At 59.5% G+C, this 24,437-nt stretch carries 22 protein-coding genes and 1 pseudogene; 5 read left to right on the top strand and 18 right to left on the bottom strand.

Annotated elements, in window-relative coordinates; all coding sequences use genetic code 11:
- Positions 1–194 precede the first annotated feature (194 nt).
- From ACSBLW_RS12145 to ACSBLW_RS12095, 11 genes and pseudogenes are all read right to left on the bottom strand, one after another.
- Positions 195–674 (bottom strand): pyridoxamine 5'-phosphate oxidase family protein, encoded by a 480-nt coding sequence (locus ACSBLW_RS12145; protein ID WP_435256882.1) that lies wholly within the window; start codon positions 672–674, stop codon positions 195–197.
- 153 nt (positions 675–827) lie between these two features.
- Positions 828–1,577 carry a phytochelatin synthase family protein gene (locus ACSBLW_RS12140; protein ID WP_435256881.1) on the bottom strand — a complete coding sequence of 250 codons (750 nt, stop codon included), beginning with the start codon at positions 1,575–1,577 and terminating at the stop codon, positions 828–830.
- 120 nt (positions 1,578–1,697) lie between these two features.
- Entirely contained in the window at positions 1,698–2,375 is a 678-nt protein-coding gene (gene gph, locus ACSBLW_RS12135) for a phosphoglycolate phosphatase (RefSeq protein WP_435260103.1), read from the bottom strand.
- A 24-nt stretch (positions 2,376–2,399) separates the two neighbouring features.
- Positions 2,400–3,068: pseudogene (locus ACSBLW_RS12130) on the bottom strand (HAD-IA family hydrolase); the annotation flags it as partial.
- Complete coding sequence (rpe, locus tag ACSBLW_RS12125; protein ID WP_435256880.1) at positions 3,061–3,750, bottom strand: ribulose-phosphate 3-epimerase; 690 nt, start codon at positions 3,748–3,750, stop codon at positions 3,061–3,063. The gene rpe and the pseudogene ACSBLW_RS12130, both read right to left, overlap by 8 nt.
- Positions 3,729–4,811, bottom strand: coding sequence for a class II fructose-bisphosphate aldolase (fba, locus tag ACSBLW_RS12120; protein WP_435256879.1), 1,083 nt, complete (start codon positions 4,809–4,811; stop codon positions 3,729–3,731). The genes rpe and fba overlap by 22 nt, the downstream gene beginning before the upstream one ends.
- A 2-nt stretch (positions 4,812–4,813) precedes the next feature.
- Positions 4,814–6,007 carry a phosphoglycerate kinase gene (locus tag ACSBLW_RS12115; RefSeq protein WP_435256878.1) on the bottom strand — a complete coding sequence of 398 codons (1,194 nt, stop codon included), beginning with the start codon at positions 6,005–6,007 and terminating at the stop codon, positions 4,814–4,816.
- Complete coding sequence (gene gap / locus ACSBLW_RS12110) at positions 6,004–7,005, bottom strand: type I glyceraldehyde-3-phosphate dehydrogenase (RefSeq protein WP_435256877.1); 1,002 nt, start codon at positions 7,003–7,005, stop codon at positions 6,004–6,006. The genes ACSBLW_RS12115 and gap overlap by 4 nt, the downstream gene beginning before the upstream one ends.
- A gap of 23 nt (positions 7,006–7,028) precedes the next feature.
- Positions 7,029–8,999: a transketolase gene (tkt, locus tag ACSBLW_RS12105; protein WP_435256876.1), complete on the bottom strand. Its 1,971-nt coding sequence runs from the start codon at positions 8,997–8,999 to the stop codon at positions 7,029–7,031.
- Between the two features lie 13 nt (positions 9,000–9,012).
- Positions 9,013–9,891, bottom strand: coding sequence for a phosphoribulokinase (locus ACSBLW_RS12100; protein ID WP_435256875.1), 879 nt, complete (start codon positions 9,889–9,891; stop codon positions 9,013–9,015).
- A gap of 2 nt (positions 9,892–9,893) precedes the next feature.
- A complete protein-coding gene (locus tag ACSBLW_RS12095; protein ID WP_435260102.1) occupies positions 9,894–10,886 on the bottom strand; it encodes a class 1 fructose-bisphosphatase in 993 nt (330 codons plus the stop codon).
- A gap of 115 nt (positions 10,887–11,001) precedes the next feature.
- Between ACSBLW_RS12095 and ACSBLW_RS12090 the strand changes: the two genes are divergently transcribed.
- Positions 11,002–11,937 carry a LysR family transcriptional regulator gene (locus tag ACSBLW_RS12090; protein ID WP_435256874.1) on the top strand — a complete coding sequence of 312 codons (936 nt, stop codon included), beginning with the start codon at positions 11,002–11,004 and terminating at the stop codon, positions 11,935–11,937.
- On the opposite strand, the gene ACSBLW_RS12085 is transcribed toward ACSBLW_RS12090, so the two are convergent.
- The 4 genes from ACSBLW_RS12085 to ACSBLW_RS12070 all read right to left on the bottom strand — a co-directional run bounded on the left by ACSBLW_RS12085 (position 11,927) and on the right by ACSBLW_RS12070 (position 16,976).
- On the bottom strand, positions 11,927–14,266 hold the full coding sequence (locus ACSBLW_RS12085) for a nitric oxide reductase activation protein NorD (protein ID WP_435256873.1): 2,340 nt from the start codon (positions 14,264–14,266) through the stop codon (positions 11,927–11,929). The genes ACSBLW_RS12090 and ACSBLW_RS12085 overlap by 11 nt on opposite strands.
- On the bottom strand, positions 14,214–15,017 hold the full coding sequence (locus ACSBLW_RS12080; protein WP_435256872.1) for a CbbQ/NirQ/NorQ/GpvN family protein: 804 nt from the start codon (positions 15,015–15,017) through the stop codon (positions 14,214–14,216). Before ACSBLW_RS12080 ends, ACSBLW_RS12085 begins: the two co-directional genes overlap by 53 nt.
- Before the next feature lie 75 nt (positions 15,018–15,092).
- The gene (locus ACSBLW_RS12075) at positions 15,093–15,446 is read right to left on the bottom strand and encodes a ribulose bisphosphate carboxylase small subunit (protein ID WP_435256871.1); all 354 of its coding nucleotides are present in this window, start codon (positions 15,444–15,446) and stop codon (positions 15,093–15,095) included.
- Between the two features lie 99 nt (positions 15,447–15,545).
- A complete protein-coding gene (locus tag ACSBLW_RS12070; protein WP_435256870.1) occupies positions 15,546–16,976 on the bottom strand; it encodes a form I ribulose bisphosphate carboxylase large subunit in 1,431 nt (476 codons plus the stop codon).
- Between the two features lie 150 nt (positions 16,977–17,126).
- Here ACSBLW_RS12070 and ACSBLW_RS12065 point away from each other — a divergent pair, with 150 nt between their 5' ends.
- Positions 17,127–18,038: a LysR family transcriptional regulator gene (locus tag ACSBLW_RS12065; RefSeq protein WP_435256869.1), complete on the top strand. Its 912-nt coding sequence runs from the start codon at positions 17,127–17,129 to the stop codon at positions 18,036–18,038.
- Positions 18,039–18,115: 77 nt separating this feature from the next.
- On the opposite strand, the gene ACSBLW_RS12060 is transcribed toward ACSBLW_RS12065, so the two are convergent.
- Positions 18,116–18,583, bottom strand: a complete 468-nt coding sequence (locus ACSBLW_RS12060) for an Rrf2 family transcriptional regulator (protein WP_435256868.1) — start codon at positions 18,581–18,583, stop codon at positions 18,116–18,118.
- A 176-nt stretch (positions 18,584–18,759) separates the two neighbouring features.
- Between ACSBLW_RS12060 and ACSBLW_RS12055 the strand changes: the two genes are divergently transcribed.
- The 3 genes from ACSBLW_RS12055 to ACSBLW_RS12045 are packed head-to-tail and all read left to right on the top strand — an operon-like array spanning position 18,760 to position 21,850.
- Complete coding sequence (locus tag ACSBLW_RS12055; RefSeq protein ID WP_435256867.1) at positions 18,760–19,974, top strand: HlyD family efflux transporter periplasmic adaptor subunit; 1,215 nt, start codon at positions 18,760–18,762, stop codon at positions 19,972–19,974.
- Positions 19,971–21,143: an FtsX-like permease family protein gene (locus ACSBLW_RS12050; RefSeq protein WP_435256866.1), complete on the top strand. Its 1,173-nt coding sequence runs from the start codon at positions 19,971–19,973 to the stop codon at positions 21,141–21,143. The genes ACSBLW_RS12055 and ACSBLW_RS12050 overlap by 4 nt, the downstream gene beginning before the upstream one ends.
- Before the next feature lie 11 nt (positions 21,144–21,154).
- Positions 21,155–21,850, top strand: a complete 696-nt coding sequence (locus ACSBLW_RS12045; protein ID WP_435256865.1) for an ATP-binding cassette domain-containing protein — start codon at positions 21,155–21,157, stop codon at positions 21,848–21,850.
- 36 nt (positions 21,851–21,886) lie between these two features.
- Here ACSBLW_RS12045 and ACSBLW_RS12040 read toward each other — a convergent pair whose 3' ends face one another.
- Both ACSBLW_RS12040 and ACSBLW_RS12035 read right to left on the bottom strand, forming a co-directional pair.
- Entirely contained in the window at positions 21,887–23,257 is a 1,371-nt protein-coding gene (locus tag ACSBLW_RS12040) for an aspartate ammonia-lyase (RefSeq protein ID WP_435256864.1), read from the bottom strand.
- 175 nt (positions 23,258–23,432) lie between these two features.
- On the bottom strand, positions 23,433–24,320 hold the full coding sequence (locus tag ACSBLW_RS12035) for a LysR family transcriptional regulator (RefSeq protein WP_435256863.1): 888 nt from the start codon (positions 24,318–24,320) through the stop codon (positions 23,433–23,435).
- Between the last annotated feature and the right edge of the window lie 117 nt (positions 24,321–24,437).

The raw sequence follows: 24,437 nt of genomic DNA, 5'->3' as shown, positions 1-24,437 counted from the left end.
CGTTCATATGGCGGCCCCATTGCCGCCGCCCCCAATCCTTCGCATGCGCCCGGGGGCAGGGCTCACGTCACAGATGCGGGGCGCATATAGGAAAATCGACTGTTTGGAAAGCTTCTTGTCGGGTGCAGTCGCACAGCCAAGCAAGAAAAAGGCCGCGGCAAAAACCGCGGCCCGTTCAACAAGAGAGTCGCGCCTTAAAAGGCAACGACACCCTGCGCGCCAGCTTCCGGCTTCTCTCCGGTCACCTGCGCCTTGGCGATTTCGTAAAAGAACTTCACTGCACTGGTCGTCGTCACCGACATCTCGGCCACGCCGGGGGTAAAGCACAAAAGACAGACATCGGGGTCATGCTTGCCGCCCTCAAACCACGCATCAGCAACAAAGTTCCACGCTTCATCCAATGCTTCACGGTCATGGCTGCGCGCCAGCGATCCATCAACATCCGCGTAAAGCCCAGCCTCATCCGAGGCGACGACCATGCGCGCGGGCTTTGCACCAAGCTCGGTTGCGCGGGCCAAATCGGTTCCTTTGGCGGTGATGAACCAGATCTTGCCGGGGAAATCATCATCGGTCGTGGGTGACATCGCCACCATCCGGCCTTCGCCCGAAATGCCCAGCATCGCGGTCCGCACAGAGTCCATCCGGTCCCAGAATTCGCTTTTCAGATCATCCATCATTTACTCTTTCACTCAAGGTTGCGTCCCTAAAGAAAGAGCCGGGGCGGCGATCTGGTTCCCAAAAGCTTGGGTTTTCAGCCAATCACATGCCCGTAATTCGCAAAGGGCAAGGCCCATGCAGGCCCTGCCCTTGCCGGTTTCTGCCGCGGATCAGCCGCCGATCCGAACAAATCCCCCGGTCTGGCCTTCCAGCGGTCCATGCTCGGCCGAGGTCGGCTTGACCATCGCCTCCAGCAGCACCGGGGCCGGGGTCCAGTAAGGCACATACCATTCCTGATCGACCTCAAGGATCAGCACCCGGTCAGTTGCTGCATCATAGGCCCCGATCAGCGAAATATGCGGCCCGTCCCAATCGCCCGTCACAACGCCCTGATTGAAGTAAATCAGCAAGGCATCGGTCGCCGCCTTTTCATTTTCGGTCAGCAGGCGACGCATCTCGGTCAGGTTCGCCTCATCCGCGCGTGCCGGGTGAAAGCTGGAAACCGTCAGCGCCATGCCCTTTGCGTTCAGCGCCGCCTTGGTGAATTCCTCCAACTGGGCAAAGGTCACCCCATCCCCGCCTTCCGCCGACAGCGCCGCCCATTCGGCATTGCCGACAGCCTCCAGCATCTGCGGCTGGGTGGTGACCGTGTTCTCCGCATGGGGCGGCAGGCCAGACAGCCCGTTCACCGCCGCCGTGACCGTGGCAATCGAACAGGCCGAGGTGGTGAATTGCGGTTTCACGAACGGGCCAAAGGCCCAATAGTCAGGGGCCGGGTTGGCCCGCAGAAAGGCATTATCCGCCGTCACCGGAACGGCGTTCGGCCCCAGCTTCGGCGCAGGGGCCTCAGCGGTGGTTTCGGCCAAGGAAGGGGTGGAAAGCAAGGCAATCGAAAGGCTCAGGGCAGTCAAGCAACGCATGTGTTATGGCTCCAAAGAAATGCCATCACGCTAGCAAGCCGCCTGTTCCTGTCAACTTCGACTGTCTGTACGGAGGGTGTACAGGGGGTGTACGCAAGGTGGACTGCCGTTTTCGGCGTTTCAGGCCGTCTCGCGGGCCTGCTCCATCGCTGCGATCTCGGGCAGCAAGGCGCCGAAATGGTCAAAGGCAACCCGATGCGGCAGCGCCTCGACCGGGGTCTTCCGATAGCCTTGGGTGTAAAGCGCAAAGGGAATTTCCGCCGCTTTCGCGGTCTCCGCATCCACCTCACTGTCGCCCACATAAAGAAGCGGGGTGCCCAGTTTGGCAAAGGCCGCCTGCAACGGCGCGGGGTGTGGCTTCTTTTCCGTCAGGCTGTCGCCGCCAATCACGACGTCAAAAAACCTGTTCAAATCCAGTGCCTTAAGAATATCCAGCGTCGGGGCCAATGCCTTGTTCGTGCACAGCCCCAGCGGATGCCCCATCTCATTCAGCCGCGTCAGCGCGGCAATCACGCCCGGATAAATCTGGGTCAGCGCTGACGGGCTGGCCAGATAATGCCGGAACATCGAAGCCGTCATCGGCTCCAGCCGGTCGGCACCAAGCCCGCGATAGGCCAAGGCCGTCCGCACCAGATTGGGGATGCCATGTCCAATGAAACCAATGGTTTCGGTCAGGCTGACGAGCTCCGCCCCCTCTTCCGTCAAGACTTTGTTAAGGGCTGCATGCAAATCCGGCGCACTGTCGATCAGCGTCCCGTCCAGATCAAAGACAATGGCACCCTTTGCAGTCTTAGACATCGCACCCTCTTTCATTAGTCCTTGAATTCCCGTAACTCCTCCCAGTTCCGAAAACTCCGGAACGACGCGCAAAGCGACAGAGAAGTCCTCTTCTGCGGTGTAGGCAGATGGCGAAACAATGCAAGCAATACCTGCCGAAACAGCAGAGTTCAGACCATTCCTGCTGTCTTCCAACGCCACACAGTCCTTGGCCGAAAGCCCCAACCGTTCCACGGCCAATTGGTAAACATCAGGTGCAGGCTTCTTGGCCGCAACCTCATCCCCACACGCCAGAATATCAAACACCGCCTCGGCGGGTTGTCCAAAACACGCCAAGGCCAAGGCCTCGACATTCGGCCGGCTGGTCGTGGTGCCTACCGCAAGTGCCAAGCCCAAATATCGCGCCTCGGCGATTAGTTCCGCAATGCCAGACCGCAGGGAAAGTCCACCTCGGGCCATGAGGGCCGTGTAAATGCGGGTCTTCTCGGCATGCAGGGCGGCTATGTCAAAGCTGTCGGGATTTTCCCCGATTTCAGTGACATAGCGCGCAATGCGTTCTTTTCCGCCGGTGGTTTTCAGCAACCGGTGATAGTCTTCCCGGCTCCAGTGCCAGCCCAAACCTGCCTCGGCAAAGCAGTCGTTGAAGGCATGCCGATGCAGCTCTTCGGTCTCGGCCAAGGTCCCGTCGACATCGAAAATCAACGCCCTAAGCAAGTGCCGCCTCCGCCGCCGCGCGGATGGCGCGGATATTGGCGCCATAGGGCGAGGGGTTTTCGACCGACCCACCCCGGAACACCGCCGATCCGGCCACCAGCACATCCGCCCCAGCCGCTGCAAGGCCGGGGGCCGTGACCGGATCCACCCCGCCGTCAATCTCGATCAACACAGGGCGGTCGCCGATCATCTGCCGCAAGGCACGGACCTTTCCGGTCATGTCGATAAATTTTTGCCCACCAAAACCGGGGTTTACCGTCATCACGCAAACCAGATCGGTCAGGTCCAGAAGATGCGCCACCGCTTCGGCCGGGGTGCCGGGGTTCAACGCAACCCCAGCCTTCATTCCCGCAGCGCGAATGGCCTGAAGCGTGCGGTGAATATGCGGCCCCGCCTCGACATGCGCGGTCAGGATATCCGCCCCGGCCTTGGCAAAGGCATCGATATAGCTATCGACGGGCGAGATCATGATATGCACATCCATCACCGTCTTCACATGCCGCCGAAAGGCCGCAACGGCAGGCGGGCCGAAGGTGATGTTGGGCACGAAATGCCCGTCCATCACATCGACATGCACCCAATCGGCCCCCTCTGCTTCAATTGCCTGAATCTCGCGCCCGAAATCGGCGAAATCGGCGGAAAGGATCGACGGCGCAATCTTTATGCGGCGGTTCTGGCCCATGCCTTTTCCCCTCCAACTGTGCCTGCCTTATAGCGCCGGGCCATGTCATCCATGGCGATGACCTTGATCTTGCTGGCTTGTCCGGCGGTGCCAAAGGCCTCCATCCGGTCGCGGCACAGAACGCGCATCGCGTCCATCGCCGGTTTCAGGAATTTGCGCGGGTCAAATTCCTTGCGGCTTTGCGTGGCAATTTTTCGGAACTGCCCGGTCATCGCCATGCGGCAATCGGTGTCGATGTTCACTTTGCGCACCCCGTGGCGAATGCCGCGGACGATTTCTTCGACAGGGACGCCAAAGGTCTGGGGCATCTCGCCGCCGAATTCGTTGATGACATCCTGCAAATCCTGCGGCACCGACGATGATCCATGCATCACCAGATGCGTATTCGGCAGGCGCTTGTGGATTTCCTCGATCACTGACATGGCCAGAATGTCGCCCGTCGGCTTGCGGCTGAATTTATACGCGCCATGCGAGGTGCCGCAGGCAATCGCCAAGGCATCCACCCCGGTGCGGGCGACGAAATCCACCGCCTGATCGGGGTCGGTCAAAAGCTGACTGAGGTCCAGCGCACCTTCGGCACCATGTCCATCCTCGGCCTCGCCTTGCCCGGTTTCCAGCGACCCCAGAACGCCAAGCTCCCCCTCGACCGAGGCGCCCACCCAATGCGCCATCTTTGAAACCTGCGCGGTGATCGCCACGTTATATTCATAGCTTGCAGGGGTCTTGGCATCGGCCTCAAGGCTGCCGTCCATCATCACGCTGGTAAAACCGTGGCGAATGGCGCTCATGCAGGTGGCCTCGTCATTGCCGTGGTCCTGATGCATGCACAGCGGGATCTCGGGATAGATCAGCGACAGCGCCTCGATCATCTTGGACAGCATGATGTCATTGGCATAAGACCGCGCCCCACGGCTGGCCTGCATGATGACAGGCGAGTTGGTGGCACGGGCGGCTTCCATGATCGCCAATCCCTGTTCCATGTTGTTGATGTTGAAGGCGGGCACGCCATAGCCATATTCGGCAGCGTGATCGAGCAATTGGCGAAGGGTAATCAGGGCCATGGTCAAACCTCTTCTGTTTCGCGCATCAGCGCTGCGATGCCGGGAAGTGTCCGCCCCTCCAGCCATTCCAGGAAAGCGCCTCCGGCGGTGGAGACGTAGGTGAATTGATCGGTGACGCCGGCGGCGTTCAGGGCCGCGACGGTATCGCCGCCCCCGGCCACGCTGACGGCGGTTCCCCCGCGCGTGAGGTCAGCGGCCACCTTGGCAAGGGCCATTGTGGCGCGGTCAAAGGGCTGCATCTCAAACGCGCCAAGGGGGCCATTCCACAGGATCGTGCGGGCGCTTTCCAAGACGCGGGTAAAGGCGCGCACGGCGGCGGGGCCAGCATCAAGGATCATCTGATCAGCCGGGCAGGCTTGCGCGGCCCGCACATCCGACGCCGCACCGGCCCGGAACTCGCGCGCCACCACAACGTCTTGCGGCAGATGGATCGTGCAACCCGATTTCGCGGCCAGATCGCGGATCGCCACGACCGTCGCCACCTGATCGGCCTCATGCAGCGATTTGCCCATAGGTGCACCAACGGCGAACAGGAAGGTATTCGCCATGCCGCCGCCCACGATCACATGATCGACCTTGGCCACCAGATTGCGCAGCACGTCGATCTTGGTCGAAACCTTGGACCCGCCGACAATGGCGACCGAGGGGCGCTGCGGCTTCTCCAGCGCCTTTTGCAGCGCCGTCATCTCTTCCATCATCAACGGGCCAGCGACCGAGGGCAGCAGGCGGGCAATAGCCTCGGTCGAGGCATGGGCGCGATGCGCACAGCTAAAGGCGTCATTCACATAGGTGTCCCCAAGCGAGGCCAACCGACGGGCAAGGGCGGGATCATTGGCCTCTTCTCCCGGCTCGAACCGCAGGTTTTCAACCAGCAGCACCTGGCCGGGTTCCAGCCGTGGGGCATCGCGCTCGGCCTCCTCCAGCGTGGCAAAACGCACCGGACGCCCCAAGGCGCGCGACAGATCATCCCGCAGCGGACGCAGGCTAAAGGCCGGCTCGGGCTTTCCCTTGGGGCGCCCGAAATGCGACAGGATCAACAAGGCCGCGCCCCGGTTCAGCAGTGGCCGCATCCCGCCCGCAAAGCGGGTGATCCGGGTCGGATCAGAGACGCGCCCCTCGGCCAGCGGCACGTTCAGATCGGCCCGGACCACCAACCGGCGGCCCGAGACGTCAATGTCATAGACCGACCGGATCATAGCAAAGCCCCCATCGCCACAGCGGTATCGGCCATGCGGTTGGAAAAGCCCCATTCGTTGTCGTACCAAGACAGGATCGAGCACATCGTGCCATCCATGACTTTGGTCTGGTCCATGTGGAAGACGCTTGAATGTGGGTCGTGGTTGAAGTCTGACGAGACGTTCTTCAGGTCGGTAAAGCCAAGGATGCCCTTCAGCGGCCCCATAGCTGCCGCGCGGATTGCGGCATTGATTTCCTCGACCGATGTTGCGCGTTTGGCGATGAACTTCAGATCGACGACCGAGACATTGGGGGTCGGCACGCGAATGGCAAACCCGTCCAGCTTGCCCTTCAGCTCTGGCAGTACCAACCCCACGGCTTTGGCTGCACCGGTCGAGGTCGGGATCATCGACAAAGCCGCCGCCCGGCCCCGATACAGGTCCTTGTGCATCGTATCCAGTGTCGGCTGGTCGCCGGTGTAGCTGTGGATGGTGGTCATCATCCCTTTTTCGATGCCGATGGCGTCGTTCAGCACCTTGGCCACAGGCGACAGGCAGTTCGTTGTGCACGAGGCGTTCGAGACGACCTTATCTTCCGCGGTCAGGCTGCGATGGTTGACGCCAAAGACAATCGTCTTGTCCGCGCCGTCACAGGGCGCGCTGACCAAAACCCGCTTTGACCCGTTCTTCAGATGCGCCGAGGCCGTTTCCTTGGTGGTGAAAATCCCGGTGCATTCCATGGCGATATCGACATCGCCCCAAGGCAGGTCTGCCGGGTTGCGGATCGCTGTGACCTTGATCTTGCCGCGACCGACGTCGATCCAATCCTCACCCGTCGTGACCTCGGCCGGAAAGCGGCCGTGGACCGAGTCAAAGCGCAACAGATGCGCATTGGTTTCGACCGGGCCAAGGTCGTTGATGGCAACAACTTCGATATCTGTCCGACCCGATTCCACGATGCCGCGCAGCACGTTTCTTCCGATACGGCCAAAGCCGTTGATGGCAACTTTTACAGTCATGTCAGTCCCTTATGATGATTTTGTCAGAGGCGGGCCTTGGCGGCGGCGGCAACGGCCTCGGGCGTGATGCCGAAATGGCGGTAAAGGGCGGGGGCAGGGGCCGAGGCGCCAAAGCCGGTCATGCCGACAAAGCCGTCTGTATGGCGCAGCAAGCCATCCCAACCCTGACGGATGGCGGCCTCCACCCCTACGCGAGGGCCGCTGCCCAGAACCCCGGCGCGATAGGCTTCATCCTGTTCGGCAAAGGTTTCGAAACAGGGGGCCGAAACCACAGCGGCCCGGATACCATCGGCGGCCAGCAGATCGGCGGCGGCAACGGCAATCTCCACCTCGGACCCGGTGGCGATCAGTGTCACCTGTCGCTCCGCCACATCGCGCAGGACATAGGCGCCACGGGCTGACAGGTTTTCCGAAACCTCGGTCCGCAGCACAGGCAGGTTCTGGCGGCTAAGCGCCATCAGCACCGGGCGGTCGGTGCTGGCCATCGCAATTTCCCAGGCTTCTGCGGTTTCAATCGCATCACAGGGGCGCAGCACCAAAAGGTTGGGAATGGCCCGCAATGAGGCGATGATTTCCACCGGCTGGTGCGTCGGGCCATCCTCTCCCAGACCAATCGAGTCATGCGTCATGACAAAGATCGTCGGGACCCCCATCAGTGCCGCAAGCCGGATCGACGGGCGGCAGTAATCGGCAAAGGCAAGGAAAGTGCCGCCATAGGGACGGAAAAGACCCGAAAGCGCGATGCCATTCATCGCCGCCGCCATCCCATGTTCGCGCACGCCATAATGCAGATAGCTGCCGGTGAAATCCTGCGGGGTGACCGAAACCTGACCCTTGGATTTCGTCAGGTTCGACCCGGTCAGGTCAGCCGAGCCGCCGATGCTAAAGGGCAGGGCGGAATTGACCACACCCAAGGCCATTTCGCTGGCCTTGCGGGTGGCGACCTTTGGTTTGTCGGCCAAAAGTTGCGCTTTGTAGGCGGCCATCGCTGCCGTTAGCGCCGTCGTGTCCTGTGCAATCAGGCTCTGCAATCCGTCCGCTTTGGGATCGGTCGCAAGGCGATTGTTCCATGATTTGCGTGCCTCTGCCCCCCGCGATGCAATCTTTCGCCACGCCATATAGACCGGCTCGGGCATCTCGAACGGCGCATGAGACCAGCCCAGATGCTTGCGGGCGGCGTCGATCTCGGTCGCACCCAATGGGGCACCGTGAACATCGTGCCCACCCTGCTTATTGGGCGCGCCAAAGCCGATGATTGTCCGGCAGGCGATCATGCTGGGCCGCGGATCGGCCTTGGCAGCCGCAATCGCATCGGCGATTTCCGTGGTGTTATGGCCATCGCAGGCCAGCACATGCCAACCCGCCGCCGCAAACCGTGCCATCTGGTCGGTCGAGGTCGCCAGATCGGTATCGCCGTCGATGGTGATCTTGTTGTCATCCCAAAGCACGATCAGATGCCCAAGACCCAAATGCCCAGCCAGATCAATCGCCTCATGGCTGATGCCTTCCATCAGGCATCCATCCCCGGCGATGACATAGACGTGGTGATCAATCAGCCCCGGAAACCGCGCCCGGCCAAGGCGTTCCGAAATGGCCATCCCGACCGCCGTCGAAATGCCCTGTCCCAAAGGGCCAGTCGTGACCTCTATCCCCTTGGCATGGCCGTATTCCGGGTGACCGGCGGTCCGGCTTCCCAATTGCCTGAAGGCACGAATCTGGTCCATTCCCATGTCGTCATAGCCCAAGAGGTGATGGATCGCATAAAGCAGCATCGACCCATGCCCGGCTGACAGAACAAACCGGTCGCGATTGGCCCAGTCGGGCGCCGCAGGGTCCAGCGTCACGAACCGGTTGAACAGCACTGTCGCCACATCGGCCATCCCCATCGGCATGCCGGGGTGCCCGGAATTCGCCGCCTGCACTGCGTCCATGGCAAGCGCACGCACAGCATTGGCCATCGTCCGCTCATCAGCGGCCGTCATTTGGACTGTCATTGTCTTGCTCCTGTCAGGCGCGCATTTTGCGCGCGTTGGTCACCAGCCGCTCGATCAGCGGCGTCAGGATCAGTTGCATCGCCAAATCCTGCTTGTTGCCGGGAATGACGATGGAATTTGCTCGGCTCATCCACGATCCATGGATCATCGAGGTCAGATAGGGGAAGTCGATCCCGCGCGGGTTCTTGAAGCGGATCACGACAAGGCTTTCATCCGGCGTCGGGATCCAGCGGGCGATAAAGGGGTTCGAGGTATCGACCACCGGCACCCGCTGAAAGTTGATATCGGTTTCGGTAAATTGCGGGCAGATGCAATGCACATAGGCGTGCATCCGTCGCAGGATGGTGTCTGTCACCGCCTCGGTCGAATACCCCCGCGCCGCACGGTCACGGTGAATCTTCTGCGTCCATTCCAGATTGATGACCGGCACCACGCCAATCTTCAGATCGGCCAGCTTGGCAAGGTTCACCTCGCTGTTCACGACCGACCCGTGCAGCCCTTCATAGAACAGCAGGTCCGCACCGTCATCGAACGGGGCCCAAGCTGTGAATTCGCCCGGCGGCACGCCATGACGCTCTGCCTCGCCCGCATCATGCACATAATGCCGCGTCCGCCCCTTGCCGGTTTCGCCGAATTCCCGAAACACCCGCTCCAATTCGCCCAGTTCATTGGCTTCATAGGAAAAGTGCGAAAAATTGCTCTCTCCCTCGGTTGCCCGCTTGGCCAGTTCGGCCCGCATCTCGGCGCGGTTATAGCGGTGAAAGGCATCGCCCTCGATGGAAACGGCGCTGATCCCTTCGCGGCGAAAGATCTGGTCAAAGGTTGCTTTGACAGTAGAGGTCCCTGCGCCACTGGAGCCAGTGACGCTGATGATCGGATACTTTTTGCTCATGGCTACGCTCTGAATAGGCCGCGCTTGTTAAACAGGGCCGAGGTTTCCTGGGAGGGCAGGTCGAAATAGGTTGCCACGCGGGCCACCTTGTTCGCGCTGCCAAAGATAAAGGGGATGCGTTCATGCAAGGTGGTTGGCACGGCATCCAGCACGGGGTCCGTTCCGGTTGTCGCCGAGGCACCTGCCTGCTCCATCAGAAAGGCAATCGGCGCACATTCATAGACCAATCGCAGGCGGCCTCTTTCATAGCCTTTGCGATCATCTGACGGGTAAAGGAAGATGCCGCCCCGTGTCAGAATGCGGTGAGTTTCCGCAACCAAAGACGCAATCCAGCGCATGTTGAAATTGCGGCCTGCCGGTCCGTCAATCCCGGCCACTCGGTCATCCACATAGGCGCGGATCGGTGCGGGCCAATGCCGATAGTTCGAGGCATTGATGGCATATTCGGCAGATTCCGGAACGACCCGAGGAATGGTGCCAAGCAGTACGAATTTCTGGGTTTCGGGTTCCAGAACGTATTTCAGAACACCATCGCCAAACGATACCATCAGGCAAGTTTGCGGCCCAAAGATCGCATATCCTGCCGCCACCAACTCGCGGCCCGGTCTCAGGAAACTTGCCTCTGGCGTTGCGCCGGCCGGATAGATGCCAAAGATTGTCCCGATCGAAACATTTGTGTCGATGTTCGACGACCCATCCAGCGGGTCAATCGCCAAGGCCAGCGTCGCGCCCTTGTTCAGCGTGACCACCACATCCTGTTCTTCCGAGGCATAGTCGCGCACATCGCTGCCCATAAGGGCGGCCCGAAAGGCATCGTCGGCGATCACGTCCAGCGCCTTTTGTGCGTCGCCATCGGTATTCGTTCCGGCCGCAGCGCCAAGGTGTTCGTCCAGCCCGCCACGGGCAATCCGCCGCGAAACCTGGGCGCAGACCCCGGCAAGCCGGTCCACGGTGCGCATCAGCGCCGGATTAACCGACGACGGAACTTCATTCATGTGGATCGGCACGATAACTCCTCCCGTCTCGCGCAGCCCTTTTGATGAACAGTTGCGCGGGATTGAGTTTCAGGGAAATATAAAAATAAAATAACCTTATTCAGAAAAATCTAAAATGATCCGACTAGACACCATCACGCTGAAACAACTGCGCACCCTGCAAGCGGTTGCCGCTCACGGATCACTGACCGCTGCGGCCAGCGAAGTCGGTCTGACAATTCCTGCAATTCACAGTCAAATCAAGAACTTGGAATCCGCGGTGGGAACACTTGTGTTGATCCGGTCGGCCGATGCCGGGCGTATGCAACTGACCTCCGAAGGGACAGAACTGCTGCGCGCGGCGAACCGGATTGAAGGCATTCTGTCGCAGGCTGGCGCGCAGATTCAGGCCAGGTTTCAGGGCCGCGTGGGGCATGTCAGCCTGTCGGTCGTATCGACTGCCAAGTATTTCGCGCCGCGTCTGGTTCGTAATCTGAACGACCGCTGCCCTGAAATCGAAATATCCCTCCGCGTCGGGAATCGCGAGGCGGTGATTTCCGATCTGGATCAGGGCCGCTGCGAGCTGGCGATCATGGGTCGCCCTCCCCGCGAACCGCAGGTCGAGGCAACCCCGCTTGGCCCGCATCCGCATGGGGTGGTCCTTCCCCCCGATCATCCATTGGCCCAAGGGGATGGTTACGACCCCTCGCTTCTGGTGCGTGAAACCTTTCTGTCCCGCGAGCCGGGATCGGGGACGCGCACCCTGATGCAGCGCTTTCTGGAACGATTTGAAGAGGGTCACAGCACCCGTGTGATCGAGATGGATTCAAACGAAACCATCAAGCAGGCTGTGTTGGCAGGGCTAGGCTTGGCCTTCCTTTCGCTGCACACTGTGCATGACGAATTGGCGCAAAAGCGGCTGGCTGTGTTGCGCGGACCCTATTTGCCGGTAATGCGCCACTGGTATCTTGTCGCCCCGGTTCAACTGGCCCAAGGCCCCGCCGCGCAACGGATCGCGCGGGAAATCGTTGATCTGAACGGCATCTACCTGCCAAAGCTCGCTATCGCGTAAGGCTGGCGTAAAGTTGCGGCAGACGCTCGGGCAGGCGGTCCACGCGGTCCAGAACTTGCACATTCCGTGTGCCGAAAATCCGCTGCGCATAGGCATCCGCACGCGGATCAAGGGTCAGGCAAAACGGCACAATACCATTTCGCTTCGCCGCATCGACAGCGTGGCGCGTGTCATGCAGCAGATATTGCGGGTCGCGGACATCGACATCCGCAGGCGCGCCATCTGTCAGGATCAACAGCAGTTTGCGGCTGGATTTCACCTGCGCCAATTGCGACGTCGCATGACGGATCGCCGTCCCCATCCGCGTTGACAGACGCCCCTCCGCCCCGGAAATTCGCGCCTTCGCCAGACCATCCCAGTCTTGGTCAAAGTCCTTGAAGCGCGAGTAGAACACATTCTCTCGCCCGTCCGAACAAAAGCCATGGATCGCAAATGTATCGCCGACGCGATTGACCGCTTCGGACAAAAGAACCGAGGCCGATTTTGTAAGGTCCAGAACGGTCTGCCCGCCCCCCGCCAGATCATTCGTGGATTCCGACAGGTCCAGCAGAACCAGAATGGCCGTGTCTCTGGTTTTCCGCAGCACGCGCATCATCACCCTTGGGTCGGGTTGCCGGCCCAGGCGCATGTCAATCGCGGCACTGACAGCCGCGTTCAGATCAAGCTCATCGCCGTCTTCCAGCTTGCGTTGGCGAATGGCACCCTGTGGACGCATGGCATCCAGAAGATGGCGCAATCGCTCGGTGATCTTGCGATTGTCAGACAAGATCTGGTCAGCAACGGCAGGATCGCCCCGCTTTGCGCGAACTTCGCGCAGCGTCGCCCAAGCCGGCCGCGCCATCTGCAGCCGATTGTCGAATTCTTCGTACAGCACGGGCGGGGCAAGCGGTTCCTTGCCCTCCCGTTCGTTAAAGCTCGTGCCATCATCATCGAAAAACTCACTGGCTTGCACCCAGATTTCCTGAGCATCAGAACCAGCGGTTTCGACTTCGACCTCGTTGACCATTTCGGTGACGGAAACGTATTTCCGGGTCTGGGCCGAATCCTGCCCCGTGCTTACGTTCCAATCAAGCTCATCAAACTCCCAGAGAATGCGGTTATCACAACGGTAGGGGCAAGACGGAAGGTCAGAATGCGCGGAATACGGATAAATGACCAATTGTTCATATAAAAGAATGCCAAGCTGTCTGGAACTTGTGTAATCGTGCAAATTCATCTGGTTGAATTGCGCTAAAAGCCAAGAAGAAAGATCATCTTCCGCCACTCTGGACAAAAGACTTCTTGCAATCTTGTCGAAAACGCCCGCAATTCCAACGCCGGTCGTTGCATGAAACTTCAGCCAAAGCGAACGAAGGTTCGTAAATTGCGCGATGGCGAGCGCCTCTGCCCGCGCATCTTCGATCAGCGCAACGCATTGCATTTGTAAGGCGTTTAGCCCCTCTGCCGGAATGGCCGAAGTCATGGCCGCCATATGGGCCGCAAGATGGGCCGCCTGCGCCCGGTAGAGATCAAGACCGGAATGGCCCTGCCAATCGTCTAAAGCATCAGGCAGGTACAGCAGATGATCTGAAACAAAGGGGCGCAGTCCGGCCCTGCTTTCGAAATCACCCGCCGTGGGCACCAAGGCAAAATCCCGCCCCCACAGCGCTCGTAGGTACATGCCAAGCCGCCGTTGCACGTCGACCAGCAAAACGCCTTTGCGCTCGGCCTGCATCACGGCCTTTGACGCGTCTGACGCCAGCGAGAAATAGGCCTCCAGCCCAACATAATCGGTGCGATGGGCCTCTATCCCCCAATCGGCCCATCGACGCAGGCCGCCCAAGGTCAAGACATCAAACAGGGCAGAAAGCTGGGCCAACATGGGCCGCATGGCGCGGGGCGCACGGGCCAGAACATGCTCCAGAAACCGAAGGTAGGATTGGAACAGGCCGGCATCCCCCAACCTGCGTGCCGCGAGCGGAGCGGTTTCCACAATCCGTTCAATCACCGCGCCAGAGGTCCGCGAGGCAAAGCCAAGACAAGCCGTTGCGGTATCGGCCAGAACATCTTCTCCCAATTCGCGGGCAACATCGGGCATTGCCGTAACCCAAGCTAAGATCACCGCCTCGCCGCGCCCCAGTTGCAGCAAGGCATCCGCCCCGCGAAGCCAGATCTCCACACCATTGGGCGAAAGCTTCCTGCGGACATCTGGCCAGACTTTTATGACCGCGCCCCGGGCGCCCTCTGGCATCCGTGCCAAAAGGTCGGCATGGGCCGCGGGCCAGCCCTCGGGCAGATCAGAAGAAGGTGCTGACAGCGGCATCAAGCGCATCCCGTATATCGGGATCATCAGTAATGGGCCGGACAATCGCCATGGTGCAGGCCGGGACAGCAGCAACCCCTTGTGCAATCAGCCTCCCAGCATGGATCAACATGCGGGTCGAGACGCCTTCATCCAGACCGTGACCCTTCAGGTTCCGGGCCCTTGCCCCGATATCCACTAGCTTCTTCGCCGTTTGCGCATCAACGCCAGCTTCGTGGGCCACGATTTCGACCTCGATCTCGGGCGCAGGCCAGGTGAAATCCAAGGCACCAAACCGCTGCTTTGTCGATTGCTTCAGGTCTTTCATCAGCGACTGGTATCCGGGATTGTAGCTGATGATCAGAAAGAAGTCGGGATGCGCTTTCAGCAGTTCACCCTTCTTTTCCAACGGCAGAACCCGCCGATTGTCGGTCAACGGGTGAATGACCACCGTCGTATCCTGCCGCGCCTCGACAACCTCATCCAGATAGCAGATCGCCCCGTGACGGGCAGCAAGCGTCAAAGGCCCGTCCTGCCAACGGGTGCCGTTTGCATCAAGCAAATAGCGCCCGACCAGATCTGACGCGGTCATATCCTCATTGCAGGCAACGGTCACAAGCGGGCGCCCCAGACGCCAGGCCATATGTTCGACGAATCGCGTTTTCCCACATCCCGTCGGGCCTTTCAGCATGACAGGCATCCGCGCAGCATAGGCTGCCTGAAACAGAGCCATCTCATCACCAACGGGGCGATACCACGGCTCTTCTGCCATCTGATGATCTGCAATCATATCCTTCATAAGACCCCGCTTCCGTCACCGTTCCCGACCTTTCATCGGCCCGCCGGGGAGAACTCGGCGGGCCGTCATCCCAACTCAGACCGGTGCTCCGCGATAGACCACCATGTTGGCCCCCTGAGACTGGGTGAAGTTGTTGTAACCAAGCAGGCGGACATGGTTGCCGGGGTTCGCTTTGTGGCAGGCTTCCAGCTCGGCCATGATCGCATCGACATCGGTTTCCCCGAACATCGGAAGCTTCCACATGTACCAGTAATTCGAGCGGGCAAATTGCGGCTCGGTATGTTCGATGGCCGGGTTCCAGCCGTGCTTGACGATCCATTCCACCTGCTTGCGGATCTGGTCTTGGGTCATTTCCGGCAGATAGGAAAAGGTGCCCATCTTGCGGCTGGCGGGATCGGAAAGGCGGGAGGTGTAGTCCTGTACGGTCATTTTGGTGGTCCTTGCGGTTGGCCGGGTCAGGGGGCGCTGCCCCCTGTCGCTTTGCGGGGCAAAGCGCCTACCCCCGGGATATTTTCAGACAGAAAATGATCAGCGGTGTTGCACGTCGAGCTTGTCGACGGTGTCAAACTCGAACTTGATTTCCTTCCAGGTCTCCATGGCGACCTTCAGTTCCGGGCTGTGCTTGGCGGCGTTGATCAGGATGTCTTTGCCTTCCTTTTCGATCTGGCGGCCCTCGTTGCGGGCCTGAACGCAGGCCTCCAGCGCCACGCGGTTGGCCGCGGCGCCCGCCGCATTGCCCCATGGATGGCCAAGGGTGCCGCCGCCGAATTGCAGGACCGAGTCATTGCCGAAGATCGAGACCAGCGCCGGCATGTGCCAGACATGGATGCCGCCCGAGGCGACCGGGAAGACACCGGGCATCGAGCCCCAGTCCTGATCGAAGAAGATGCCGCGCGAGCGGTCTTCTTTCACATAGCGGTCGCGCATCAGGTCGATCCAACCAAGGGTGGCCTCGCGGTCGCCTTCCAGCTTGCCGACCACTGTGCCGGAATGCAGATGGTCGCCGCCCAGAAGCCGCAAAAGCTTGGCCAGAACGCGGAAGTTGATGCCGTGATTGGGGTTGCGGTCCAGCACCGCATGCATGGCGCGGTGGACGTGCAACAGCATGCCATTGTCGCGGCACCATTTCGACAGCGAATTGTGCGCGGCCCAACCCAGCGTGATGTAATCCGACATGATGATCGGCGTGCCGATTTCCTTGGCATATTCGGCGCGGCGGAACATTTCTTCGACCGTGGGCGCGGTCACGTTCATATAGTGGCCCTTGCGCTCGCCCGTTTCCGCCTCGGATTTGACGATGGCCTCTTGGCAGAAATCGAAACGGTCACGCCAACGCATGAAGGGCTGCGAATTGACGTTTTCGTCGTCCTTGGTGAAATCCAGCCCGCCGCGCAGGCATTCATAGACGGCGCGGCCATAATTCTTGGCCGAGAGGCCCAGTTTCGGCTTGATCGTGCAGCCCAAAAGTGGGCGGCCGTATTTGTCCAGCTTGTCGCGTTCAACATGGATGCCATGGGGCGGGCCAAAACAGGTTTTCACGAACCAGATCGGGAAGCGCACATCTTCCAGACGCAGGCTGCGGACGGCCTTGAAACCAAAGACGTTGCCTACGAGCGAGGTGAAGACGTTGACGACCGAGCCTTCTTCGAACAGGTCTGCCGGATAGGCGATGAAGGCATAGAAGGCATCGTCATGGCCGGGCACATCCTCGATCCGGTAGGCGCGACCCTTGTAATGGTCAAGGTCGGTCAGAAGGTCGGTCCAGACCGTCGTCCATGTCCCGGTCGAGCTTTCGGCTGCCACAGCGGCGGCGGCTTCTTCGCGCGGCACGCCTGCCTGTGGGATCACCTTGAAAACCGCAAGAATATCGGTCTCTTTCACCGCATATTCCGGTTCCCAGTAGGTCGACCGGTATTCTTTGACACCGGCGTCATATCTTTTCTTTGGCTGTGCGTTCATGTCCCGGTCTCCTCCCAGGCGGTTGCGGTTCGAATGTTTCCATCCGGTTCTGAGGGGCAGGTTATGAACTTGCGTGAATTCAGAAAAATGAATAGTTTTTAGTGAAAGACTTTAGAAAAGGTTATTCCTTTGCATGTCAGTCTTCGGCAATTGCAGATCTTTCAGGAGGTTGCGCGCCACCTGTCCTATACCCGTGCGGCAGAGTCGCTGAACCTGACACAACCCGCTGTTTTCACGCAGGTTCGCCAGCTTGAAGATCAGGTCGGTATGGCGCTGATCGAACGGCTTGGGCGGCGGTTGTTTCTGACGGAGGCCGGCGAGGTTGTCTTGCGCTCGGCCCGTGACCTGTTGGGCGAGTTGGAGCAGATGGAAATGCGTTTGGCCGATCTCTCTGGCATGGCGCGAGGGCGGCTTCGCATTGGAATCGTGTCCACGGCAAAATATGACATTCCCCGCCGCCTTGGCGAATTTTGCCGGGCGCATCCGGGAATTGACGTCTCTCTGACCGTGGGCAACCGCGAAGAACTCCTTGGTCGATTTGCCGAAAATGAGGACGATCTCTACATCCTTGGCACACCGCCAGAGGGCCTTGATGCGGAATCCCACAGATTTGCCGAAAATCCACTGGTGATGGTTGCGCCACCCGATCACCGCTTGGCGGGCAAGCCGGTGCAGCCAACCGACCTTGCGACCGAGGCTTTCGTCATGCGGGAACAGGGGTCGGGCACAAGGATTGCTGCGGAACGGTGGTTCAAACAGCAAGGGATCGAGCCGCTGGTCCGCATGGAACTGGGCGCCAACGAGGCGATCAAGCAGGCCGTTATGGCAGGGCTTGGCCTTTCGGTGCTTTCAAGGGGATCGGCGCTATTAGAGCTTGAGCAAGGCTATCTGACCGAACTTGCCTTGGAAGACTTTCCTCTCTTGCGCCACTGGCATGTCGCATGGCCTCAGGGCAAACGTCTTTCCGTCGGGGCTTTGGCCTTCCTTGACATCTTGTTTGGAAAAGGGTGCGCTCCGGTCCCGAAAGCCTTGGCAACGGGCAAAGCGGCGTCCACGCGTTAGGGCGGGCGTTGATGCCCTTACGCAAAGCCTTTCCAATTGCCGCGAAGTAACGGTTGGACGAGCGGCCACTGCCACGCTTACCGATCCGAAAGGCAGGTTTCTGGAACTTTCGGAGCAAGGTCCAATAGCCCAACCAGGCCACAATTGCCGCGCACCAGATCATCCAGCGTGATCAAGTCCAGTTCGTGATAAAAGGCCTCCAGCGCGCGGTGAATGTACCCGCGCAGGCGACAGGTTTGATGCAGCGGGCAGGTGTTGGTCTTTTCGTCGAAACATTCGGCAAAGGGTGCGCCCGCTTCGAATTCTCGAAACACGGCTCCAATCGAAATCTGCTCGGCGGCTCGCGCCAGCCGAACCCCGCCCGCCCGTCCGCGCTGGGTTTGAATGAAACCAAGTTCCTGCAACAGGTTCACGACTTGAAACAGGTGGTTGACACTGGCGTTGCAGCGCTCGGCGATTTCCGGGGTCCGCACAATGCGCCCTTGGTTCACGGCGCAGAACATCAGCACCCGAACGGCAAGATTTGTCCGAGTGGTCAGCCGCATCTCGATTTCCTTTTCCAAAAGGGCCAGCACACAGGACGAAAACCGGGCAACGGAATTCGGCTTTTCTGGCAGCACAGATGCAAGTCTCGCACATTAAAGATTCGAATTTATTGATTTAAGTCATCTCGCGAATGTTGGTTTGAACGTTAGATGCGGCGATCAGACAGGAAACGAACATGTCAGACACGCCATCAGATGATCTGCCGCTGGACTTCGCCAAGCCGCCAACCACGCGAAGTCAAAGGCTCTTGCGCTTTGACCGACGCATCTTTCTTGTGCTCTTGATCCCTGCCCTGCTGTTTTCCGGCGGCGTCATGGGAATGTATTACCAGCCGCCGGGGTTGAAGAAATTCTACGAAATGACCGGGCTAATTCCGGGCGGGGGGGCGTCCAATCCAATTGCCTTGCCGCCGGAAGTCGAACTTCCAAAAGATATGGCTGAAACGATGCGGCCAACAGATGTTGTTGGCTTGGCGCGCCTTTTGCCACGCGGGGATGTTTCCGTTGTGGCAGCGCCTTATGGTGCGGGCGATGCGCGGGTGTCCGAAATACTGGTGCGGATCGGAGATAAGGTGCATCGCGGGGATGCTTTGGCAATGCTCGACAATGTTTCTGTCCTTGAAAGTGCGGTCCTGTTGGCCGAGGCCAATCTTGCCGTTCGCGAGGCAACGCTCGCGCAGACCAAGGCAACGGTGCAGACCAGCCGCGATGAGGCGCAAGCCGCCTTGGATCAGGCCCGAGCTGCAGCCGATGAGACAACATCGCAGCGCCAGCGCACCGCCGATCTGTTCACGCGTGCAGTCACCACGCAAGCCACACTTGATGCTGTGCAAGCCGCCGAACGGCAGGCCCTTGCTTCCGTTGCACGGGCTGAAGCAACCTTGGCCCGATTTACGGCTGTGGCCATTGATGACCAGCCCGATGTTGTTGTTGCCGAACGCAACCTTGATGCCGCACGCGCGGATCTTGACCGCGCAGAAGCCGATTTGGTCCGCTCAACGGTCTTGGCCCCCATAGACGGGACCATTCTTGACATCCACACAACACCCGGACAACGCCCGCCCGCCGAGGGTATTCTTGAGATGGGCGATATCAGTGTCATGATGGCCGAGGTCGAAATCTGGCAGGACCGGATCGTTCAGGTCAAGGTCGGTCAGCCCGTCGAACTGGTCTCTACCGCTTTGGGCCACACCTTTCAGGGCAAAGTGGCGTCTATTGGTTTGACCGTGGGACGGCAGGGCTTGCTGTCGGACGACACGGCGGCAAACACGGATGCGCGTGTGGTCAAGGTCATGGTTGCACTTGACGATGCCTCGACCGAAGTCGCCGCTCGCTTCATCAATCTCGAAGTCATCGCACGGATCGACACCCATTCGGGTCGCATTCAATGAGCCGGCTTTTGCAGGCTCTTTTTGGCCGCCTTCCCATCGGATGGTTGCAACTCACCCATTCCCGAACGCGTTTTGGGGCGGCCTTGGCGGGGGTAGCTTTCGCCAATGTGCTGGTCTTCGTGCAACTTGGCATCATGAACTCGATGGCCATTGCCACGCTCAAGCCCTATGCCTTCTTCCGCGCGGATATCATGATTTCGGCCAGTGACTCGAACGCCCTGAACGAAGGCGGAAATGTCGCCCGGCAATGGATGCTTCAGGCTATGGAAGACCCCGATGTCACGGCCGGCATGGGGTTGTTTCTTGCGAACACCAATTGGCAACGAGAACCCGCCAACCTTGCCCTGACCACCTTTGGCATTGACCCAGCCCAGCCAGAGTTTCTTGCGCCTGACATTGCCGCAAAGAGCGGCCCGCTTCAGGTGCAAATGTCCGCCCTGCTGGATCGCCTTGCGCGAAGTCTGCCACGCGACGAAACCGCCGCCATCCGCCCCCAAACGCCGGTGTCGTTCGAAACCTCAGGCAAGACGCTGACCTTGTATGATACCTTTTCGGGCGGGGGTGGCTTCGGCGGCGATGGATACATGTTCACCTCCGACCAGACCTTCCTGACGCTCTTTGCTGCGCGCAGGTCGGCGGCCCCCGACCATATCCTTTTAAAGGTGGCACCGGGGGCAAATGCCGAAACGGTCGTCACCCGCCTACATGATCTGATTTCGGACAAAAGCCTGCGGATCAGAACCTACACGCAAGCAGGTCAGGAAGAGTTGACCTACCAACAGACGAAACGCCCCACCGGCCTGATCTTTGGTTTTGGGGTCATCATCGGCATTCTCGTCGGTCTGGTCATCGTCTATCAGGTGCTGTCGACCGACGTGGCAGACCACCTCAAGGAATACGCAACCTTCAAGGCAATGGGCTACGGCCCCGGGTTTTTCTTGGGCGTCGTTTTCGAAGAGGCTTTGGTGCTGGGCATCCTTGGTTTCATTCCGGGGCTTCTCATCGGCACGGCCATCCTGACCTTCATGGGCAAGATGACAACGCTGCCACTTATGATGACACCGACCATGGCCATTGGCGTCTTCCTTGGCACCATTGTCTTTTCAACGATCTCGGGGGCGATCGCGACGCGAAGACTTGCCGCCGCCGATCCGGCCGATTTGTTCTAGGGGCAGAGGCGATGGACCAGTTCCCCATAACCGCTACACGTCTGAACCACTGGTTCGGAACCGGCGAGGCCCGCAAGCAGGCGCTTTTCGACATCGACCTTTCCATCCCTCGCGGCAGCTTTACCGCTCTTGTTGGCCCCTCTGGTTCGGGCAAGACGACCTTGCTTACGCTTCTGGGCTGCCTGCGGGATGTCCAAGAAGGCTCGGCCCAACTTTTGGGGCATGAGTTGAACGCCGCATCAGAGACCGACCTCATCCTTCTGCGGCGTCGCCTTGGGTTCATCTTTCAGGCCCATAACCTGCACGAAAGCCTGACAGCCATCCAGAATGTCACGATGGGTCTTCAGGTTCATGGACGGGTCGATGACCAATGGTCCGCTCGCGCCGCCGCCCACTCCCTTGCTTTGCTGGGTTTGTCCGAAAGATTGCACTATCTGCCCGCGAACCTTTCCGGCGGGCAAAAGCAACGTGTTGCAATCGCGCGGGCCTTGGTCGGCAACCCTGATGTGATCATGGCCGATGAACCAACCGCCGCGCTTGACCGGGACAGCAGTGCAAATGTCGTCAACATCCTGAAAAGGCTGGGTCAGGCCCGTGGCACGACCACCTTGATGGTCACGCATGACAACCGCATTCTGGATCAGGCCGACCGGATACTGACCTTGGAAGATGGCCGAATTGTCAAGGAAGAGGTCCGAGGCGCGTGAACGCCCCGGACCACAGTTGCCAGGGGTAAAGACCCGCTAGCGCAGCATCGCTTCTATTTCTTCCCGGCTTCCATAGCCAAGCGCGACGGCTGTTTCTGCAACGGCGGCACCTTCGGCCAAAGCGGTCTTTGCAACTTTCGCGGCCTTGGCATAGCCAATATGCGGGACCAGCATGGTGGCCAGAACAAGGCTGTTTTCCAAAAGCCCCTCGCACTGGGCCACATTGGCCTCGATCCCCTTGATGCAGCGTTCGGCCAAGGTGTCCATCGCATGGCTCAGGATCCGCATGCTTTGCAGGACGTTCAGCACGATCACCGGTTCAAAGGCATTCAATTGCAACTGCCCGGCTTCTGCCGCCATCGTGACCGTCAGATCGTTGCCGATCACCTGAAACGCGACCTGATTGACGACTTCTGGGATCACCGGGTTCACCTTGCCCGGCATGATCGACGATCCTGCCTGAACAGCCGGAAGTTTGATCTCGTTAAAACCTGACCGCGGGCCCGAGGACAGCAGGCGCAAGTCATTGCAGATTTTCGACAGCTTGACCGCGATCCGCTTCAACACACCCGAGAAGGTGACATAGGCGCCCGTATCGCTTGACGCTTCGATCAGGTCTCCCGCCAGTTTCGCGGGCATCCCCGAAACACGGGCCAACTCGGCAACGGCGGCCTCGGCATAGCCCTCAGGGGTGTTCACCCGCGTGCCAATCGCCGTGCCGCCAAGGTTCACCTCCAGCAGCAGGTTCTTCAGGCGGTCGATGATTTCAACATCTTCCATGATCGTCACGGCAAAGCCAGTGAACTCTTGCCCCAAGGTCATCGGCACCGCGTCCTGCAACTGGGTGCGCCCGATCTTGCGAATATCCTTGAACGCCTCGGCCCGTTCGCGCAGCGCATCCACCAGCCGCATCTGCGCAGCCGAAAACGCTTCGCATTGCGAGACGATGGCAAGCCGCATTGCCGTTGGATAAACGTCATTCGTCGACTGACTGCGGTTCACGTCATCATTGGGGTGAAGATGGGCATAGTCTCCGGGCTTGTAGCCCATCTTCAAAAGGCCAAGGTTTGCGATAACCTCATTGGCATTCATATTGGTCGATGTGCCCGCACCGCCTTGGATCATGTCCACACGAAAGGCATCGTGCCAACGTCCGGCGATGATCTCATCGCAGACTTCCTCGATCACCCGCGCCTTCTCGGCGGACAGCACCTTCAGTCCCAGATTGGCAGATGCTGCGGCCTTCTTGACCCATGCCAAAGCCCGGATGAATTCGGGAAAATGGCTCAGCGGTATCCCTGAAATCGGAAAGTTCTCGATCGCCCTTTGGGTGTGAATGCCCCAAAGACAGGTTCTGGGAAGATCCATATGGCCGAGGCTGTCTTCTTCGCGGCGCATGTCGTGCATCATTTGGTTGGGGTGTCCCGCTGGTTTCATTGGCAACCTTGGTGCGCCGGATTGGTCTAATCGTCCAATGCAAATCCTGCATCGCCGATGCAGAAGGCGCAGATGACTGTCGGCCAACTTGTCTGGACGGGGGGTGTACAGGGGGTGTACGCAAGGTGCATCGCGTTTTTCGGGCTTATGACTGGGCTCCAGTCAGCGCAGCCCAGATCGCCTCAAGCTTCGGCCCGGCTTTGCGGCGTGGCCGAAACGCACAAATATCCAGAGGAAGCTCCCATTCCGGGCCACCTACCGGCGCAATCAACGCGGCGCTGGCGGCATCCACTGCGCTCTCTGGCAGCCAACCCACGCCATGCCCGGCAACGATCACCTCTTTCAAAATGTCTGACATGTCACATTGAACGGCCATCCGATAGGAAATCTGTCCCCCGTTTCGCTCTAGGACATGTTCAAAAAGTTCAGCAAAATAAGCACGTTGCGCATAGGCGATCAGCGGGAAGGGGGTCTTTGCGGTGCCAGGAAAATCAAAGTCCTTTCCCTTTGTCGCATAGGGCAAGAAACGGTCTTTTCGCAGGACAAAACGCTCCTGCGCTGCAAGGCTTTCATGGCTGGGAAGCGCTGGGCAATCATGCGCCAACAGAATATCCGCGTCCCCCGCAAGGTAGCGCGCCGTAACCTCGGATGTTGTCCCCACAATGACCGAAAAAGAGGCTTTCCCCGTGGTCCCGATCAGCCCAAGGATGCGTCGAAAATCGCTTTTCGCCAAGACGTTAGGCATGGCCAGCCTGATCTGACTCATGACTTCGAATTGATGCCCACGGATGCCGGCGCGTGTTTCCAGCAGTCGCTCGACACTGACCTGCGCGCCTTCGCGGAACTGCTCGCCTGCTTCGGTCAACCGCACAGGTTGCGAACCCTTAACCACCAACCCTGTACCAACCCAGTGCTCCAGCGATTGGATTCTGCGCGAAAACGCAGCCTGTGACAGGTTCCTGAACTCCGCCGCCCGCGTAAAATTCCGCAATTCGGCCAAGGCCAAGAAATCTTGAAGCCAGCGAATGTCCATCTTTTCCCCCGTTTGACGGCATATTGCGCCTGCCAAACGAAGAATGAAACCCCAGCAAATTTTTCCTAGTTGACAGAATTTGGATCGTTCCATTAATGATTTGGAACGATCCAAATT

It is taken from the genome of Thioclava sp. FR2, from assembly GCF_051200875.1.
In the GTDB taxonomy this organism is placed as follows: Bacteria; Pseudomonadota; Alphaproteobacteria; order Rhodobacterales; family Rhodobacteraceae; genus Pseudotabrizicola.
The sequence above is the reverse complement of the archived record's forward strand: the minus strand, read 5'-3'. Positions and strand labels throughout refer to the sequence as shown.